The organism is Kribbella sp. NPDC050241 (assembly GCF_044459685.1).
Taxonomy (GTDB): Bacteria; Actinomycetota; Actinomycetes; order Propionibacteriales; family Kribbellaceae; genus Kribbella.
Genome location: NZ_JBITJE010000012.1, coordinates 66,034 through 82,117 on the forward strand (window position 1 = coordinate 66,034; position 16,084 = coordinate 82,117).

General features: G+C 67.3%; 19 protein-coding genes. 12 read left to right on the top strand and 7 right to left on the bottom strand.

All coding sequences use genetic code 11. The features are described from left to right. The first annotated feature begins 30 nt into the window (after nucleotides 1-30). A complete protein-coding gene (locus ACIBG5_RS36740; RefSeq protein WP_396396294.1) occupies nucleotides 31-897 on the top strand; it encodes an aminoglycoside phosphotransferase family protein in 867 nt (288 codons plus the stop codon). Here ACIBG5_RS36740 and ACIBG5_RS36745 read toward each other — a convergent pair. Together ACIBG5_RS36745 and ACIBG5_RS36750 are read right to left on the bottom strand one after the other, a co-directional pair. Continuing rightward, nucleotides 884-1,609: a class I SAM-dependent methyltransferase gene (locus ACIBG5_RS36745; protein WP_396396295.1), complete on the bottom strand. Its 726-nt coding sequence runs from the start codon at nucleotides 1,607-1,609 to the stop codon at nucleotides 884-886. The two genes, ACIBG5_RS36740 and ACIBG5_RS36745, sit on opposite strands and share 14 nt — an antisense overlap. Nucleotides 1,610-2,130: 521 nt before the next feature. Beyond that, on the bottom strand, nucleotides 2,131-2,679 hold the full coding sequence (locus ACIBG5_RS36750; protein WP_396396297.1) for a CbrC family protein: 549 nt from the start codon (nucleotides 2,677-2,679) through the stop codon (nucleotides 2,131-2,133). Between the two features lie 74 nt (nucleotides 2,680-2,753). Here ACIBG5_RS36750 and ACIBG5_RS36755 point away from each other — a divergent pair, with 74 nt between their 5' ends. Together ACIBG5_RS36755 and ACIBG5_RS36760 are read left to right on the top strand one after the other, a co-directional pair. Next, nucleotides 2,754-2,987 carry a hypothetical protein gene (locus ACIBG5_RS36755; RefSeq protein ID WP_396396298.1) on the top strand — a complete coding sequence of 78 codons (234 nt, stop codon included), beginning with the start codon at nucleotides 2,754-2,756 and terminating at the stop codon, nucleotides 2,985-2,987. Then, nucleotides 2,987-3,379: a type II toxin-antitoxin system VapC family toxin gene (locus ACIBG5_RS36760; RefSeq protein ID WP_396396300.1), complete on the top strand. Its 393-nt coding sequence runs from the start codon at nucleotides 2,987-2,989 to the stop codon at nucleotides 3,377-3,379. Before ACIBG5_RS36755 ends, ACIBG5_RS36760 begins: the two co-directional genes overlap by 1 nt. A 25-nt stretch (nucleotides 3,380-3,404) precedes the next feature. Here the strand turns inward: ACIBG5_RS36760 and ychF are convergent, their stop codons facing one another. Together ychF and ACIBG5_RS36770 are read right to left on the bottom strand one after the other, a co-directional pair. Then, a complete protein-coding gene (gene ychF / locus ACIBG5_RS36765) occupies nucleotides 3,405-4,481 on the bottom strand; it encodes a redox-regulated ATPase YchF (RefSeq protein WP_360441579.1) in 1,077 nt (358 codons plus the stop codon). Nucleotides 4,482-4,521: 40 nt separating this feature from the next. Continuing rightward, the gene (locus tag ACIBG5_RS36770; protein ID WP_396396302.1) at nucleotides 4,522-5,052 is read right to left on the bottom strand and encodes a GNAT family N-acetyltransferase; all 531 of its coding nucleotides are present in this window, start codon (nucleotides 5,050-5,052) and stop codon (nucleotides 4,522-4,524) included. Between the two features lie 115 nt (nucleotides 5,053-5,167). Between ACIBG5_RS36770 and ACIBG5_RS36775 the strand changes: the two genes are divergently transcribed. The 3 genes from ACIBG5_RS36775 to ACIBG5_RS36785 all read left to right on the top strand — a co-directional run bounded on the left by ACIBG5_RS36775 (nucleotide 5,168) and on the right by ACIBG5_RS36785 (nucleotide 8,191). Beyond that, the gene (locus tag ACIBG5_RS36775; protein WP_396396304.1) at nucleotides 5,168-6,052 is read left to right on the top strand and encodes a DUF817 domain-containing protein; all 885 of its coding nucleotides are present in this window, start codon (nucleotides 5,168-5,170) and stop codon (nucleotides 6,050-6,052) included. A gap of 72 nt (nucleotides 6,053-6,124) precedes the next feature. Then, nucleotides 6,125-6,898: a polysaccharide deacetylase family protein gene (locus ACIBG5_RS36780; protein ID WP_396396305.1), complete on the top strand. Its 774-nt coding sequence runs from the start codon at nucleotides 6,125-6,127 to the stop codon at nucleotides 6,896-6,898. A 123-nt stretch (nucleotides 6,899-7,021) separates the two neighbouring features. Further along, nucleotides 7,022-8,191, top strand: a complete 1,170-nt coding sequence (locus ACIBG5_RS36785; protein WP_396396306.1) for a DNA recombination protein RmuC — start codon at nucleotides 7,022-7,024, stop codon at nucleotides 8,189-8,191. A gap of 46 nt (nucleotides 8,192-8,237) precedes the next feature. Here ACIBG5_RS36785 and ACIBG5_RS36790 read toward each other — a convergent pair whose 3' ends face one another. Continuing rightward, nucleotides 8,238-9,704: an MFS transporter gene (locus ACIBG5_RS36790; RefSeq protein WP_396396308.1), complete on the bottom strand. Its 1,467-nt coding sequence runs from the start codon at nucleotides 9,702-9,704 to the stop codon at nucleotides 8,238-8,240. 277 nt (nucleotides 9,705-9,981) lie between these two features. On the opposite strand from ACIBG5_RS36790, the gene ACIBG5_RS36795 reads away from it, so the two are divergent. From ACIBG5_RS36795 to ACIBG5_RS36810, 4 genes are read left to right on the top strand one after another with little or no spacing between them, the layout of a single operon-like run. Further along, the gene (locus ACIBG5_RS36795) at nucleotides 9,982-11,172 is read left to right on the top strand and encodes a glycoside hydrolase family 64 protein (RefSeq protein ID WP_396396310.1); all 1,191 of its coding nucleotides are present in this window, start codon (nucleotides 9,982-9,984) and stop codon (nucleotides 11,170-11,172) included. 47 nt (nucleotides 11,173-11,219) lie between these two features. Continuing rightward, on the top strand, nucleotides 11,220-11,564 hold the full coding sequence (locus ACIBG5_RS36800) for a metalloregulator ArsR/SmtB family transcription factor (protein ID WP_396396312.1): 345 nt from the start codon (nucleotides 11,220-11,222) through the stop codon (nucleotides 11,562-11,564). Then, the gene (locus ACIBG5_RS36805; protein WP_396396314.1) at nucleotides 11,554-12,003 is read left to right on the top strand and encodes an SRPBCC domain-containing protein; all 450 of its coding nucleotides are present in this window, start codon (nucleotides 11,554-11,556) and stop codon (nucleotides 12,001-12,003) included. The genes ACIBG5_RS36800 and ACIBG5_RS36805 overlap by 11 nt, the downstream gene beginning before the upstream one ends. Nucleotides 12,004-12,042: 39 nt before the next feature. Next, a complete protein-coding gene (locus tag ACIBG5_RS36810; RefSeq protein WP_396396315.1) occupies nucleotides 12,043-13,161 on the top strand; it encodes an aromatic ring-hydroxylating dioxygenase subunit alpha in 1,119 nt (372 codons plus the stop codon). Here ACIBG5_RS36810 and ACIBG5_RS36815 read toward each other — a convergent pair. After that, nucleotides 13,155-13,769: an NAD(P)-dependent oxidoreductase gene (locus ACIBG5_RS36815; RefSeq protein ID WP_396396317.1), complete on the bottom strand. Its 615-nt coding sequence runs from the start codon at nucleotides 13,767-13,769 to the stop codon at nucleotides 13,155-13,157. The genes ACIBG5_RS36810 and ACIBG5_RS36815 overlap by 7 nt on opposite strands. Before the next feature lie 93 nt (nucleotides 13,770-13,862). On the opposite strand from ACIBG5_RS36815, the gene ACIBG5_RS36820 reads away from it, so the two are divergent. Together ACIBG5_RS36820 and ACIBG5_RS36825 are read left to right on the top strand one after the other, a co-directional pair. Continuing rightward, nucleotides 13,863-14,243 carry a helix-turn-helix domain-containing protein gene (locus tag ACIBG5_RS36820; protein ID WP_360441620.1) on the top strand — a complete coding sequence of 127 codons (381 nt, stop codon included), beginning with the start codon at nucleotides 13,863-13,865 and terminating at the stop codon, nucleotides 14,241-14,243. A gap of 96 nt (nucleotides 14,244-14,339) precedes the next feature. Next, nucleotides 14,340-15,038: a sigma factor gene (locus ACIBG5_RS36825; protein ID WP_396396319.1), complete on the top strand. Its 699-nt coding sequence runs from the start codon at nucleotides 14,340-14,342 to the stop codon at nucleotides 15,036-15,038. Here ACIBG5_RS36825 and ACIBG5_RS36830 read toward each other — a convergent pair. Then, the gene (locus ACIBG5_RS36830; RefSeq protein ID WP_396396321.1) at nucleotides 15,031-16,071 is read right to left on the bottom strand and encodes a 4-hydroxy-3-methylbut-2-enyl diphosphate reductase; all 1,041 of its coding nucleotides are present in this window, start codon (nucleotides 16,069-16,071) and stop codon (nucleotides 15,031-15,033) included. The genes ACIBG5_RS36825 and ACIBG5_RS36830 overlap by 8 nt on opposite strands. Between the last annotated feature and the right edge of the window lie 13 nt (nucleotides 16,072-16,084).

Here is a 16,084-nt window from a genome sequence, read left to right on the forward strand (position 1 = left end):
GGCGTGGCGATGCATGAAGGACAACTTCACGTGACGACCGAACTGGTGGGTCGGCTGGTCGTTTCGCAGCACCCTGAGTGGAGCGGGTTTCAGATCCGCGCGGTTCCCTCGCACGGCACCGTCAACGCGTTGTTCCGGATCGGCGACGGGCTGGTCGCGCGTTTCCCGATCCAGCCAGGCGACCCGGCGGCGACACGCAAGGACCTCGACGACGAGGCCGACGCCGCCCGTCGCCTGCACGCCATCTCGCGGTACCCGACGCCGGAACCGGTCGCGATCGGCAAACCCGGCGAGGGCTACCCGCTGCCGTGGGCGATCTACACCTGGCTCAACGGCACCATCGCGTACGACGCCGACGTCGCCGGCTCGGCCCCGTTCGCCGAGGATCTGGCGCGGTTCGTGCTCGCGCTGCGCGCCGTCCCGACCGAGGGGCGTGAGTTCACCGGCACGTGGCGCGGCGGCGTACTGACCAGCCAGGACGAGTACGTCGCCGATGGGCTGCAGCGCTCTCGCGGGATGATCGACGTGGACGCGCTCGGCCGGCTGTGGGCCGATCTCCGCACCACGCCACGCACCGAACGCGACGTCTGGGCACACCGCGATCTGATGCCGGGCAACCTGCTGGCGACCGACGGGCGGCTGGCCGGAGTGATCGACGTCGGCACCTTCACGGTCGCCGATCCCGCCATCGACCTGCAGCCCGCCTGGAACCTGCTGGATGCGCCGGCCCGGGCCGCGTTCCGGACTGCCCTGGGCAGCGATGACGACGAGTGGCGTCGCGGGATGGGCTGGTCGTTCGCCCAGGCCATCGGGTGTCTCTGGTACTACGTCGAGACCAACCCCGTCATGTCCCGCACCGCCCACCACACACTCACGGCGCTGCTCACTGCTTGGTAGTCACGAACACGAACTCCTTGCCCGGCCGATCCGGCGCCTCCCGCACCTCGTCAACCGTGAACCCTGCGGCCGTCAGCGACGTCTCGAGCTCGTCCCGCTCCCGGAACCACAAGGTCGAATCCGACGTGAGCACCGCACCGTCGGACTCGAACACATAGGTGCCCCGGAACGAAACGTACGGCAGCTCGACCGCAAGGAGATCGGACCAGCTCTCCACCGTGTCCACGCCCTCGACCGTCACCACCTGGTGCGTGTGCTCCCGGGTCCACTCCTCCCACGCCCGCCGCGCCGGATCCCGCGTCTCGAACACGAACCGCCCGCCGGGCCGCAGAGCTTGGCGTACGCCGCCCAGCGTCGCCGCCCACTCCTCATCGGTCAGAAACACCTGCGCCACGTTCCCCGTCATCACCGCGAGGTCAACCTCCAGCGGCGGCAACGTCGTCGCGTCCCCATGGATCCAGCGGACCCGATCGGCGAATTTCTTGCCCTTAGCAACTTCCAGCGAGGCCTCGGCCGGATCGACCCCGACCACCTCAACCCCCTGCCCCGCCAGCAGGCAGGTCAGTTCCCCCGTCCCACAGCCCACATCCAGCACCCGCCGTACCCCGAACTCGCCCACCATCGCGGCGTAATGCCCGAGATCCTCCCGCCCCGCATCCAGCGCGTCATACACAGCCACCAACCGAGGCACCCCGAACAAGGCATCAACCATCCCGCGACGCTAACCCGCCCGCGCCTCCCCCGCGACCACATTTCCGCGGTCAGTCCTGCGCAGTCGCAATCATGAAGTTGTACCCCGTGAGCCTCACCACGAACGACCGCGTCCCCCACGCCCGCTGCTCAATCGGCCCCGGCTCCCGATGCGCCCCATGCACCGCCTCAATCACATGCGCAGGCACCTCAACATAGAACTGCACCCCGGCCCCGCGATGCCCCCGAGCCTCAACCGCCAAGAACTCCTCCGAATCAACCCCAAGCATCACCTGCCCCCCATGCAACTCCACACAAACCAACGGATCCCCAGACCCCTCCGGCGTAGCAAACACCAACGTCCACCCATTGGCCACAAACTCATCAGCAGCCGCATACGGATCCCCCGTAGCAAGAATCGGAGTAAGCACCCCAAACCCTCCCACTCCCCAGTCCACTCGGACGCCGCCGTCCGCTCCAGGAACCCCCGGTTCAACTCAGACGTTCAAGCGGAATTCGACCCAGTCACGTCGCCAACCAACGTCAGTTGGCGTCTGAGTAGGCGAGGTGGAGCCCGCAGTGTAGGCACTCGATTAGGTAGGCGGTCATGTCTCCATCAACAGACAGGCGGCTGATCCAGCCCATGGCTGCAGAGTCATCGAGACCCACCTCGCTGGCTTCCGACTGGAGGGCCCGCAGGGCGCCGGGATCATGCCGAAGCTGTTCCCAGCCCACCCGGCCGAGGTACGCAGCTCCGTCACCGCAATGGTAGAGCCAATGATCTTGCTGCCAGGAGTAGTGGCCTGGAGTGCGTTGCGAGATCTCCTTCAGCACCGCGTCGGGGATGCCGTCCGGCACTCCCCAACCGACATCCGTGAACTCAGTCGGCCCGTTAGGCGTGACAAGCCGGTCTGCTGCGGTCCCGTCCGCGATACAACCGAGGCAGATCTCCTTCAGTTGTACGCCGTAAATCGGCCCCCTGGACCGAAAGCCTGTCTGCTCGCCGCAGAGTTCGCAGGTGTCTTCGCTGACCTCGGCAGAGCCGGTAGCTACGGGATCCGGGTGGTACCGGAAGTCGGGAACGGACGTCATCCCCGATTCTCACGCAGGACGCAAACGGCGAGCTAAGGCTTGTCGCGTAAGACACAATGTCTTACGCTGGCGGCATGGCTGACACCATCACGATCCGCAGCGATTCGGAGACCGAGCACGCTCTGGATGTTCTGACCCATGACGGTAGCTCCCGCTCGGCGGCTATCCGCCAAGCCGTACTTGAAGCCGCACTGCGCAAGGAGCGCGCCGCGGCGATGCGTCGCGCTGTACTGCGGATGCCGCTCGGCGAACCGGACGGCATGGACATCGCCGCTGAGATCGCCCGGAACCGCGAGGACGACCGCTGATGATCTATCTCGACTCGGCCGCAGTGGTGAAACTCGTCCACGCCGAGGCCGAGACACAGGCGTTGCGCGACTGGCTCGACGAACGGGCGGAGACCGGGTGGACCAGTTCGGTTCTGGCGGAGATCGAATCATCGCGGGCGCTTGCACGCCACGCCCCAGAAGCCGTCACCCGACTCCACCCAGTCCTCGATCTGATCGAGTTAGTGGACCTGGACGCCGGCATCCGCATTCTCGCCCAGACCGTGAAACCAGCGACCGTACGGAGCCTTGACGCCATTCACCTGGCGACTGCTCTCCGCATCCGTCCGCAGCTCACCTCATTCATCACCTACGACAAACGACTGGCCGACGCCGCCCAAGCCGCCGGATTGACCGTCGACATGCCTTCCTGAGAGATCTCCGCCGCGGATCCAGCCGTTAGACGTTGAAGCGGAACTCGACTACGTCGCCGTCTTGCATGGTGTAGTCCTTGCCTTCCATGCGGACCTTGCCGGCGGCTCGGGCCGCGGTCATGGTGCCGGCTTCCATCAGGTCGTCGTACGAGACGATCTCGGCCTTGATGAAGCCGCGCTGGAAGTCGGTGTGGATGACGCCGGCGGCCTCGGGGGCGGTGGCGCCGCGCTTGATGGTCCAGGCGCGGGCTTCCTTCGGACCGGCGGTGAGGTACGTCTGCAGGCCGAGGGTGTCGAACCCGACCCGGGCCAGCACGTCCAGACCCGGTTCGTCGATGCCCATCTCCGCGAGCATCTCCCGCGCCTCGTCCTCGTCGCCGAGCTCGACCAGCTCCGCCTCGAACTTCGCGTCCAGGAAGATCGCCTCGGCCGGCGCGACCAGGTCACGCATCTGCTGCTTCAGCGCCTCGTCGGCCAGCTCATCCGCGTCGCAGTTGAAGACGAACAGGTACGGCTTGGCCGTCATCAGCATCAGTTCGCGGATCGCGTCGCGATCCACGTCGGACGCGATGATCGGCGTACCCGCCTCGAGGTGCTTCTGGGCGGCGCGGACCGCCTCGAGCACGATAGCGCTCTCCTTCTTCAGCCGGGCTTCCTTCTCCAGCCGCGGGATCGCCTTCTCGACGGTCTGCAGGTCGGCCAGGATCAGCTCGGTCTGGATGGTGGAGATGTCGTCGGCCGGCGAGACCTTGCCGTCGACGTGGGTGACGTCGTCGTCGCGGAACACCCGGGTGACCTGGCAGATCGCGTCCGACTCGCGGATGTGGCTGAGGAACTTGTTGCCCAGCCCCTCACCCTCCGATGCGCCGCGGACGATGCCGGCGATGTCGACGAACTGCACGGTGGCGGGGATCACCTTGGCGGAGTTGTACAGCTCAGCCAGCTTGCCGAGCCGCGCGTCCGGTACGCCGACCACGCCCACGTTCGGCTCGATGGTCGCGAACGGGTAGTTCGCGGCGAGCACGTTGTTCTTGGTCAGCGCGTTGAACAGGGTGGACTTGCCCGCATTGGGGAGCCCGACGATTCCGATGGTGAGTGCCACGGGCGTCAAGGGTACGCGGGGAACCCCGTCGTACCCCAATTCAGATCAGGAAGGCCTCGAGCTCAGCGGCGTACCAGCGGCTGGTGCGGCCGATCGAACGCATGCCCAGGCGGCGGCACACTGCCAGTGACGCCGTGTTGTCCGGGCGAACAACCGCGTGGATCTGATCAAGGCCCGCCTTGAAGCCGCGCGCGATCGCACCGCCCGCCGACTCCGTCGCGAGACCGCGCCCCCACGCGTCCGGGTGGAAGTGCCAGCCGACCTCGACCTCCCCCTTGCTCGCGGTGCCGTCGGACGGATCAGGCAGTGGCACGAGTAGGACAGTCCCCGCGACTGTGCCCGTCGACCGCTCCTCCACCGCCCACACGCCGTACACCGGGTCCTGGTTGCGCTCGTTCCAGCGCTTGATCACCCGGGCGGCCGCGTCGCGGTCCGTCATCACCCGCGGCTCGGCGCCGAGCCAGCGCGACACCTCCCAGCGCCGGTAGATGTCGAACACCCGCTCCTCATCCGTGTCCGCCCAGTCACGCACCACGAGCCGGTCTGTCTCGTAAGCCGCCTTCGGATCCATCGCGGCACCTCCCCTGCCCTTCCGATTCATGTAGCCGTCCGAACCAGCCGGGGGCAAGCGGCGTCTCCACTCTGTGACCAGTTGGAGAGATCGCAGCGGCCATCGATCACGCTTCGTGTCCGGATACCTGCAATTCCTGCACTTCGGGTGGCTCGAGGTCGTCTCCTGCCTGTTCCCGATCTGCCTGTTCGCCGGCCTGGCCGTCTCGAAGTACGTCGACCTCCCGATCGACCGGTACGACGCCCTGCTCGCGTACTGCCTTGGTCTCACCCTCCTGTTCTGGGTGGTCGGGCTGGAGACGTGGCGCGAGGTCGCGGTGATCTTCGCGTTCCACCTGGTCGGGCTCGGTCTCGAACTGTTCAAGGTGCAGGTCGGGTCGTGGCAGTACCCGGGCGACGCGGTCACGAAGTTCGCCGAGGTACCGCTGTTCGCCGGGTTCATGTACGCCGCGGTCGGCAGCTACATCTGTCAGGCGTGGCGCCGGTTCGACCTCCGGGTCAGCAGCTACCGCCCGTGGCCCACGACCGTCCTCGCCGTACTGATCTACGCGAACTTCTTCACCCACCACTGGATCGTCGATCTCCGTCTCCCGATCGCGCTCGCCCTCCTCGTCGTCCTGCGTCGGACCTGGGTCTTCTTCACGGTCGGCTCACGTCGCTATCGCATGCCGCTGGCGCTGTCGTTCGGCCTGATCGGCTTCTTCCTCTGGATCGCGGAGAATTTCGGCACCTTCCTGGACGCGTGGAACTACCCCGACCAGGTCGACGTGTGGCGCCTCGTCCACCCAGCCAAGTTCGGTGCGTGGGCTCTGCTCGTCAGCATGAGCTTCGTCCTCGTCGCCAGCGTCAAGTCGCTCGAAGGCCGCCTCTACCACCGCGGCACCCCGGCCACCGTCTCGACGCCGGAGGCAACGAACGTCGAACCGGCCGACCTCACGGCGAACGTCACGGCGGCTGAGATCGCACCGCAACATGGGGATGCCAACCAGAGCCCACGGTAGGGCGTCTTCTCCGGTGTGAGGCTCCTTCGGTGGAGCAACTGGGGAAATCCGCCTGATCTGTGAGGGAGCATCATGTCCCGAAAGTTCGCCGCTTTCGTCGCGACCGGTGTGGCGTTGGCTGTCGTCGTCGGATCGTTGCTGGCCTTGGCGCTCGGACATTCGCGAGCGCCTGAGCCCGCTGTCGCGACCACACAGACCTCGGTCACACCGACCGTGACTCCGACACAGACACCGATCGTCAACGCTCCGCCGACCACGCGCCACACGCCGGCCCCGGACCCGGACCCGACCGCAGCGATTGCCGCAGGCAACAAGAAGGTCCTGTTCCTGAGCTTCGACGACGGGCCGGACCCGCTCTGGACTCCGCGGATCCTGCAGATCCTGACCAAGCACGGCGCGCACGCAACCTTCTTCGAGCTCGGCTCCATGCAGGCCGCGCACCCTGGTCTGCGGGAGCAGGTACTTGCCGCAGGCAACACCATCGGCAGCCACTCGATCACTCATCCGCAACTCACCGCTCTCCCCGCCGCCAAACGCCGGCACGAGATCTTCGACGGACCGAAGTCCACCTGCTACCGGCCGCCGTTCGGCGCATCGAACCCGAAGGTCCGCGCGGACATCAAGGCGGCCGGCATGATCCAGGTGCTGTGGGACGTCGACCCCCGCGACTGGGCCCGCCCAGGCACGAACACGATCGTCCACCACATCCTCAACCACGCCCACCGCCGCAACATCATCCTCCTCCACGACGGCGGCGGCGACCGCTCCCAAACAGCCGCCGCCCTAGACAAAGTCCTCCCAATCCTCAAATCCCAGGGCTACACCTTCCCCGCCATGAACTGCTGACCTTCAGCTTGCCGAGCAACCAGCGACCGCACACGGCACCGAGTCGGCACTCTTTCGGCATTTTCCCGGCACTCGGCCGCGCGTTGGCGGAAAGTGTCGGTGGGGTTGGGCACTATCGGTGACATGACGGGTACGACGGTGTTGCTGGTGTTGCTGTTCCTGGCCGTGGGGTTGCTGCTGGGGGCAGGGTTCGGCGTGCTCTGGGTGCGGGGGCGGGATGGGGCCCAGCTTGCGCGGGTGACTGCTGAGCGTGATGCGGCGGAGGATCGGGTTGTCGAGCTGACGCAGGAGCGGACCACGGTCGGGCAGCAGATGGGTGGCCAGGCTGTGGTGAAGGAGGCGCTGGATCGCCTGCACGTGCAGCTGAATCAGCTCGAGCAGGGCCGGGCCGCGTGGCAGAGCCAGCTGCATCAACAGGTCAACGAAGTGCGGATGAGTGGCGAGGCGTTGCGGCGCGAGACGGCCTCGTTGTCGACCGCGTTGCGCAAGCCGCAGGTGCGTGGGCGCTGGGGTGAGCTGCATCTGCGCCGGACGGTCGAGCTGGCCGGCATGGTGGCGCACTGCGACTTCACCGAGCAGACCACGACAGTCGGCGAGGACGGCTTACTGCGGCCCGACCTCGTCGTACGGCTTGCCGAAGGCAAGAATCTGGTCGTCGACTCGAAGGTGCCGCTGGCCGGGTTCCTGGAGGCGGCCGAGTCGGACGACGCCGAGTTCCGCGAGGAACGGTTGCGCGCACATGCCCGGCACCTGCGGACGCATGTCGACCAACTGGCGTCGAAGGCGTACTGGACGCGGCTGTCGCCGTCACCGGAGTTCGTCATCCTCTTCGTGCCTGGGGAGTCGTTCCTGTCCGCGGCGCTCGACGTCGAGCCGTCCTTGCTGGAGTACGCCGCTGAGCGCCGGGTGATCCTGGCGACGCCGACCACGCTGATCGCGACGTTGCGGGCTGCGGCGTACGCCTGGAATCAGTCGGCTCTGACCGAGTCGGCGCAACAGGTCTTCGAGCTCGGCCGCGAGCTGTACGAGCGCCTCAGCACGATGGGCGAGCACTTCGGACGGGTCGGGCGGTCCCTCACCTCCGCAGTCGAGGCCTACAACGGGACCGTCGGGTCGTTCGAACGCCGTGTCTTCATCACCGCCCGCAAACTCCGCGACCTCCACGTCACCGAGGCCGAGCTCACTGCGATGGAGTCCATCGAAGCCTCGGTCCGTCCACTCACCGCCCCCGAGTTCCTCGCCCTGGAAGACCGAGACCCCACCCGCCACTGGCCACCCACCCAAGCCGGCTGACCCACCGCGATCCAAGGCCGGACCGGCGGTGGGTGCAGTCACGGGGTCAGGGGTTTGCAGTTGCCGGGCAGGGCGACTGGGTTGAGCGATTGGCGGGGGCCTGGGCGGGAGACAGGTGCGGGGTGGCTGCGGTGCGGGCGGGAGACGGGTGAGGGGCGGTGGCGGGGGTCCGGGTGCGGAGACCGATCCAGATCAGCAGCGCACTGACGAGGGTGAAGGCGACGTCCGCACTGAGTGCCAACCGGTGCCCACTCACCAGCGTCGCCTGAGTGGCGGCAATCGCGAACAACGCCGGCGTACCCATCGTGACGGCGACCTCGCCGGTCATCGAGCTCAGCCCGGTAGCCAGCCCCTGGTCCTCGTCGCTCACATCGGACGTCGCGGTCACCGTGAAGGCGACGATCGCGCCCACATGCCCGAAGAAGCCGATGAACAACGCCGGGACCAGAATCACCAGCGCGACCCAGGTCTGCGTCCCGAGGAACACGATCGGAAGCGTCGCCAACCCCTGGACGGCCAGACCCACCGTCAAGACCTTCCGATAGCCGAGGCGTCCGATGACGCGACCGGCGACCACCCCCGCAGCCACCGAGGCGACGCCCGGGATGCCGAAGACCAGGCCGGTCTGGAACGGCGACAACCCCAGTACATGCTGCACGTACAGCGTGGTCAGCACGATCATCGCCGGCTCCATCGCCCCGATCACCAGCCCGGCATAGTTGCCCCAGGCCACCGAAGGCCGGGTCAGGATCCGGATCGGGACGAGCGGCGCGGCCGACCGCCGTTCGATCAGCCCGAACGCGATCAGCAGCAGTACGCCGACCAGTCCCGCCGGCAGGCTCCGCTCGATCACTGCATAGACGACGGCCAACAGACCACCGGTCACCGTCGTCGCCCCAGGGACATCCAGCTTCAGCCGCTCCGGCGCCTTGCTCTCGTCGATCACGAACGGTGCGACCACCAGGACGATCACGACGGCCGGCACGTTGATGAAGAACGCCGCGCGCCAACCGAGCAGGCTGACCAGCGCACCCCCGACCAACGCGCCGACGGCGAAGCCGGCCGAGAGCAGCGCGCCCCGCAGACCGAGGACCCGCGCCCGGACGGAAGCCTCCGAGAACGTCGTCGTGAGCAGAGCCATCGTTGCGGGCATCGCCATCGCGGTCGCCACCCCCTGCAGCGCCCGAGCAGTCAGCATGACCTCGGCCTGATTCGCCAGACCTCCGAGAACGGACGCCGCAGCCAGCAGCGCCATCCCGGACAGGAACAGCCTGCGGCGGCCGAAGAAGTCCGCCAGCCGACCGAACAGCAGCATGCACCCGGCCGCGGGCAGCGCGAACGCCGAGGTGATCCACGGCAGACCCTCCGCACCGAGGCCGACGCCCGCGCCGGCCTGCGGCAGAGCCACATTGAGGATCGAGAAGTCGACCGACAGCATGAAACCAGCCCCGAGCAGAACGAGCAGGATCACGCGTTGCCGGGCGCTGAACCGGTGCGGCGAGGTGGTGTCCATGAGGGAAGCTCCATTCAATAGCAACTGATCGGTTGCTACTTTATAGCAACCATCGAGTTGCATCAACCCTGTCGGAAAGCCGACAGGAATGGGCTGTTGACAGCCGGGGGTGGGGATACGCAACGATGAGAGCGCTCTCACCGGTCCCTTCGGCGATCTACCGTCCCTCGCCGTCCGGACCTGAGCGCCGGTTCGGGCGCTGTTGCGGCCTGGTAGCGCGACAGCTCGGCCGGCCGGTGCCTCGCCTTCTCGAACGGGACTGACCTGAGGAGGATCTGTGCGCATCAGACACCGACTGCTGGCGCTCGCCGCGGCCGCGGCGACCGTGGCCGGCGTGCTGACGGCCGTCATCGACCAGCCCGCCCAAGCGGTTCCGGCCACCATCCCACTGACGATCACCAACAACTCGGGCCGCGGTGACGCGGTCTACATCTACAACCTGGGCACGAACCTGGCCACCGGGCAGCAGGGCTGGGCCGATGCCTCCGGCAACTTCCACGCCTGGCCGGCCGGCGGCAACCCGCCGACGCCGGCACCGGACGCGTCGATCGTTGGCCCATCCAACGGCCAGTCGACGACCATCCAGATGCCGAAGTTCTCCGGCCGGGTGTACTTCTCCTACGGCCAGAAACTGGTCTTCAAACTGACCACCGGCGGCCTGGTCCAGCCCGCCGTACAGAATCCGAGCGATCCGAACCGGAACATCCTGTTCAACTGGTCGGAGTACACGCTCAATGACTCGGGCCTGTGGATCAACAGCACGCAGGTCGACATGTTCTCGGCCCCGTACGCCGTCGCCGTACAACTCCCCGACGGCAGCACCAAGACCACAGGGCACCTGAAATCCGGCGGATACAACGGCTTCTACAACGCACTCCGAGGCCAGTCCGGCGGGTGGGGCAACCTGATCCAGACGGCCCCGGACGGGTCGGTACTGCGAGCGCTCTCACCCCTGTATGGCGTCGAGACCGGCGCACTCCCGGCGAACGCGATGGACGACTACGTGAACCGGGTCTGGGCGAAGTACACCAACGAGACCCTGACGGTCACACCGTTCGGCGACCAGCCGAACCTCAAGTACTTCGGTCGCGTGTCGGGCAACGTCATGAACTTCACCAACAGTTCGGGCGCGGTCGTCACGTCGTTCCAGAAACCCGACTCGGCCAGCATCTTCGGTTGCTTCAAGTTGCTCGACGCACCCAACGACCAGGTCCGCGGCCCGATCTCACGGACGCTGTGCGCCGGCTACAACCGCTCGACCCTGCTGGTGAACCCGAACCAGCCGGACCCGAACAACAGCGGTTTCTACCTCGACTCCGTCACCAACCAGTACGCCCGGAACATCCACGCGCAGATGGTGGACGGGAAGGCGTACGGCTTCGCCTTCGACGACGTCGGCAACCACGAGGCGCTCGTCCACGACGGCGACCCGCGGCAGGCGAGCCTGATCCTCGACCCCTTCAACTGATCCCCGAGGGCTTGACTCCGCCGTTGGTTAGTGGCAACTTACCGTTCGTGGGGACTTACGGATCACTCGAGGCGGCGGGGCCGGTGCTGGATGCACTCGGCGACCCGACCCGACGAGTGATCCTGGAGACACTGCGACACGGCGGGCCCTGCTCGGTCAGCACCCTGGCCGGGCAGGTGCCCGTCAGCCGGCCGGCGATCTCGCAGCACCTGAAGGTGCTGGGGGCGGTCGGGCTGGTGCGCCACGAATCGCGCGGGACGCGCAACATCTACCGCATCCACCGCGCAGGTCTCGACGAGCTCCGGGACTGGCTCGACCAGTTCTGGGGCGACGCACTGGAGGCGTACGCCGACCACATCCGGCGGACCGTGGAGGAGCGGGATGAACATTGACCAAGGCTTGGCGCCGTTGGTGAAGAAGATCGTTGTGCCGGTCGGCACCGAGCGCGCGTTCGAGGTGTTCACCGCCGAGATCTCCGCGTGGTGGCCGATGGGGTCGCACTCGGTCGGTGAAGGAGACGCCCGCGCCATCCGGGTCGAGAGCTTCGCCGGCGGCCGGATCATCGAGTACGGCGACGACGGCGAGCTCGCGATCTGGGGCACGATCTCGGACTGGGATCCGCCCACCTCCCTCAGCTTCAGCTGGCATCCGGGCAGCGATCCGGAGCAGGCCGGCCAGGTGACCATCACCTTCACCCCGGTTGACGACGGCACCGAGCTCGCGCTGGTGCACTCCGGCTGGGAGCGCCGCGCCGACGGCGTCCGCGCCCGCGCCGGCTACGACACCGGCTGGGACTACGTCCTCGGCCAGTACGTCGCCGCCACGCGGTAGCGCTCGACTTCTGGCCCACCGTCACCGGATAGTGGGCGAATGGCGAATGCTCCCGTCGATCTCCGCGCGCTGGAAGCCTCGCTGCGACCGCATGGCGAGTCGGTCATGCTGCCGCGCGAGGCCTACACGGATCCCGCTGTCCTGGCCTGGGAACGCCGGCATTTCTTCGCCGGCAGCTGGAGCTGTCTCGGCCGGGTCGACGAGCTGTCCACCGATACGACGCACTGCGCGACCACCGTCGGTGACATCTCGGTAGTGCTGACCTTCGGCGAACGACCGCGCGCGTTCGCCAACACCTGCAGGCATCGCGGGCACGAACTGCTACAGAACGACGAGACCAGCGAACGGCGGTCCGTGGTCTGCCCGTACCACGGCTGGTCGTACGAACTCGACGGCGCCGTCAAGGCCGCACCCCGGATGGGCGACGCCTTCGACCCCACGCCGTACAACCTCGTTGAGCTGCCCGCGAAGGTGTGGCACGGCTGGCTGTTCGTGAACGCGACCGCCACGGCCGAACCGTTCGGCGAGCACCTCGGCGGACTCACGGACCTCGTCGCGCCGTACGCGCCCGAGTCCCTCCAGTTGAAGGCACGGCACCAGTACGACGTCGCGTCGAACTGGAAGACGATCGTCGAGAACTACCACGAGTGCTACCACTGCCCGCTGATCCACCCCGAGCTGTGCAAGGTGTCACCGCCGAACTCCGGCGACAACTGGAACCTCCCCGGTGCCTGGGTCGGTGGACTGATGGATCTGCGACCCGGGGTCGAGACCATGTCGCTCGACGGACGCTCACAAGGGATCGCCTTGCCCGGCGTGGATCCACGCCGGGTGAACTACCTGGGGCTGTTCCCCAACCTGCTGATCTCGCTGCACCCGGACTACGTGATGACACACCGCCTCGAGCCACGCGCCCCGGGCCTGACCGCGATCGAGTGCTCGTGGTACTTCCCGGCCGAGGTTCAGGATCCGTCGTACGCCGTGGAGTTCTGGGACGTCACGAATCGCGAGGACTGGGCCGCGTGCGAGTCGGTGCAACGCGGAGCCGAGTCGCCGCACTTCCGGCCCGGCCCGCTGGCACCCGCGGAGGACGCCGTCTACGCGTGGGTGACGATGATCGCCCGCGGCTACCTGGGCAAGCCCCTCGGCAATCAGTAGCCGAGGGTGAAGCGCCGGCGGTTGTGGCCCGGACGCTCGAGCTCGTCGACCGCCGCGACCGCGAAGTCCTCGGCCGAGATGTGGTCACCGACCGGCTCGTCGAGACCGAGCCGGAAGGTACCGGTGCGCTCGCCGGGCGCGATCACGAAGGCCGGGGCCAGCATCGCCCATTTGACGTCCTCGCTGGTGGCGCGCAACGCCTCGAGCGCCTGGGCGACCGTGAGCGACTCCCCCTTGTACTCGGCCGGGAAGTCCGGACCGTCGACGACCCGGCTGCCGTTGATCTCCAGACCGCCCGCGCCGCCGATCGTCAGCAGGCGCGTCTTCGTACCGCTGACGGCCGCGATCAGGTTGTCGATGGCATCCAAGTAGTCCTGGTGGTCCCCGCCCGTGCGGCTCGGGCCCAGCGCGGCAACCAGCACGTCGGCGTCGGCCGTGAACTCCTTCGCCAGGGCCACATCGTTGGCGCTCCCCTGCACCGCCTGGACGCCGGCCGGAAGCTCACCGCCGGAGCGGGTGATGCCGGTGACCTCGTGGCCGCGACTGACCGCCTCGGCGGCGATCCGGCTGCCAACCATGCCACTCGCACCGTAGACCGCGATCTTCATACTGGCGATTCCCTTCGATCTGGATGAAATCTCAACTTGTTCTCCAATAGTATCGATTGGTTACTGAGCACTTCAACGTGCTATAAGTACCTGATGGTTACTAATGGCCAGACCTGGGAGCGGGGCGATCTCTTCGACCCGAACTGCGCGACCCGGGTGATCCTGGACCGGATCGGCGACAAGTGGACGGCGCTCGTCGTCCTGCGGCTGAAGGACGGGCCGCGCCGGTTCACCGAACTGCGCGACGGGATCGGCCAGGTCGCGCCCAAGGTGCTGACGCAGACCCTGCGCCGGCTGGAGCGCGACGGCCTGGTCACCCGCGAGGTCTTCGCCGAGGTCCCGCCCCGCGTCGTCTACGCCCTGACCCCGATGGGCGAGTCCCTGATCGAGCCGATCACGGTGGTCAGCAACTGGGCCGAGGAGCACGTGCCCGCCATCACCCAGGCCCAGGAGAAGTACGACGCTTCGGCGTGACAGATCACAACTTCACACCCGGCCGATCGCGACTCAACCTTTTGATCCCACCCGGTCATCACACTTCTGACCGATACGGGAGCACTGGGGGTTGGGATGGATCCAGGACGGGACACGGAGTTCGCCGAGTTCGTCGACGGGCGCTTCATCGCGCTGCAACGGTTCGGGTACCTGCTGACGGGTGAGTGGCATCTGGCGGAGGATCTGGTCCAGACCTCGCTGACGAAAGTGTGGTTCCACCGCAACTCGCTGCGCAGTGGTACGGCGATGGAGAGCTACACGCGCACGGTGATGGTGAACACCAGCACCCAGTGGTGGCGGCGCCGATGGAGGGGCGAGACGCCGACCGACACGAAGACCGGGGGCACCGCGGGAACCATGACCGGGGCGACGGCGGGGCACACTCAAGGGACGACGAAGACCCCGCCCGCCCGGCCGCCACTCTCGGCCGACGTCAAGCTGAAGCCGATCATCAACGGTCGGAGCGTCACCATGCGAGTGACGGTCTCCGGAACCGTGCTCGTCCCGACTGTGGAGGGCAAGGACCTGCCGGCCGACACGTCGTTCCTCAACCTGTCCGGCGGAACGCAGTACTTCTGGGGCGATGGCGAACAGGGTGGTTCGGACGGCGGCTCGATGAGCTGCGACGGGGCGAAGACGCGGAAGACCGGACAGGAGACGTACACGGCCGAAACGCACACCTACACCAAGCCGGGGACGTACACCTTCCGCTACACCGTGCGGTACTGCAGCATCAAGGACACCGTCAGAACCATCACGCTGGTGATCAAATAGTCCAGGCGTGGTCCGACGTACCGGTCGTGGGAAGGCCGGCAGCCTTGAGGTCACTGCGGAGCTCACGAGGCAGAGCGAAAGTCAGGCTCTCCTCGGCCGTGGTGACCTCTTGGACGTCGGCGTACCCGCGCTCCGCCAGCCAGCGCAGGACATCGCGGACCAGCACCTCCGGCACGCTCGCGCCGCTGCTGACGCCGACCGAGTCGACACCCTCGAGCCACGCCTCGTCGATCTCGTCGGCGTAGTCGACCAGGTAACCGGCCCTGGCGCCGTGCTCCACAGCCACCTCGACCAGGCGCACCGAGTTCGACGAGTTGCGGGAGCCGACCACGATCATCAGGTCGGCCTCCGCGGCGAGTTTCTTCACCGCGGCCTGGCGGTTCTGGGTCGCGTAGCAGATGTCGTCGCTCGGCGGGTCCTGCAGCTTCGGGAACCGCTCGCGCAGCCGGCGGACCGTCTCCATGGTCTCGTCGACGGACAGCGTGGTCTGGGACAGCCAGACGACCTTCTCAGGGTCGCGGACAGTCACATTCGGTACGTCGCCCGGGCCGTCGACAAGGTGGACGTGCTCCGGCGCCTCGCCGCTGGTGCCGACGACCTCCTCGTGGCCTTCGTGGCCGATGAGCAGGATGTCGTAGTCGGTGGCGGCGAAACGCTTGGCCTCGTGGTGCACCTTGGTGACCAGCGGGCAGGTGGCGTCGATCGTCTTCAGTTGCCGCGCGGCCGCTTCCTGGTGCACCACCGGGGCGACGCCGTGTGCGGAGAAGATCACCGTCTCGCCCTCGGGCACCTCGTCGGTCTCGTCGACGAAGATCGCACCGCGCGACTGCAGAGTGTGCACGACGTGCTTGTTGTGCACGATCTCCTTGCGCACGTAGACCGGCGGCCCGTAGAGGTCGAGCGCCTTCTCCACCGCCACGACCGCCCGATCCACACCGGCGCAGTACCCGCGCGGGGCAGCGAGCAGCACCCGCTTCGTCCGCACCGCGGTCGTCGGTTGAGTGTTGTCAGGCTGGGCAGTCACGTCCCCCATGGTACGGGCCGCC

Excerpts from the sequence above, each read along its gene's own strand:
- ACIBG5_RS36745 (WP_396396295.1), bottom strand. The coding sequence starts at position 1,609 with ATGGTTGATGCCTTGTTCGGGGTGCCTCGGTTGGTGGCTGTGTATGAC.
- ACIBG5_RS36750 (WP_396396297.1), bottom strand. The coding sequence starts at position 2,679 with ATGACGTCCGTTCCCGACTTCCGGTACCACCCGGATCCCGTAGCTACC.
- ACIBG5_RS36755 (WP_396396298.1), top strand. The coding sequence starts at position 2,754 with ATGGCTGACACCATCACGATCCGCAGCGATTCGGAGACCGAGCACGCT.
- ACIBG5_RS36760 (WP_396396300.1), top strand. The coding sequence starts at position 2,987 with ATGATCTATCTCGACTCGGCCGCAGTGGTGAAACTCGTCCACGCCGAG.
- ACIBG5_RS36770 (WP_396396302.1), bottom strand. The coding sequence starts at position 5,052 with ATGGATCCGAAGGCGGCTTACGAGACAGACCGGCTCGTGGTGCGTGAC.
- ACIBG5_RS36780 (WP_396396305.1), top strand. The coding sequence starts at position 6,125 with ATGTCCCGAAAGTTCGCCGCTTTCGTCGCGACCGGTGTGGCGTTGGCT.
- ACIBG5_RS36785 (WP_396396306.1), top strand. The coding sequence starts at position 7,022 with ATGACGGGTACGACGGTGTTGCTGGTGTTGCTGTTCCTGGCCGTGGGG.
- ACIBG5_RS36790 (WP_396396308.1), bottom strand. The coding sequence starts at position 9,704 with ATGGACACCACCTCGCCGCACCGGTTCAGCGCCCGGCAACGCGTGATC.
- ACIBG5_RS36805 (WP_396396314.1), top strand. The coding sequence starts at position 11,554 with ATGAACATTGACCAAGGCTTGGCGCCGTTGGTGAAGAAGATCGTTGTG.
- ACIBG5_RS36810 (WP_396396315.1), top strand. The coding sequence starts at position 12,043 with ATGGCGAATGCTCCCGTCGATCTCCGCGCGCTGGAAGCCTCGCTGCGA.
- ACIBG5_RS36815 (WP_396396317.1), bottom strand. The coding sequence starts at position 13,769 with ATGAAGATCGCGGTCTACGGTGCGAGTGGCATGGTTGGCAGCCGGATC.
- ACIBG5_RS36820 (WP_360441620.1), top strand. The coding sequence starts at position 13,863 with ATGGTTACTAATGGCCAGACCTGGGAGCGGGGCGATCTCTTCGACCCG.
- ACIBG5_RS36825 (WP_396396319.1), top strand. The coding sequence starts at position 14,340 with ATGGATCCAGGACGGGACACGGAGTTCGCCGAGTTCGTCGACGGGCGC.
- ACIBG5_RS36830 (WP_396396321.1), bottom strand. The coding sequence starts at position 16,071 with ATGGGGGACGTGACTGCCCAGCCTGACAACACTCAACCGACGACCGCG.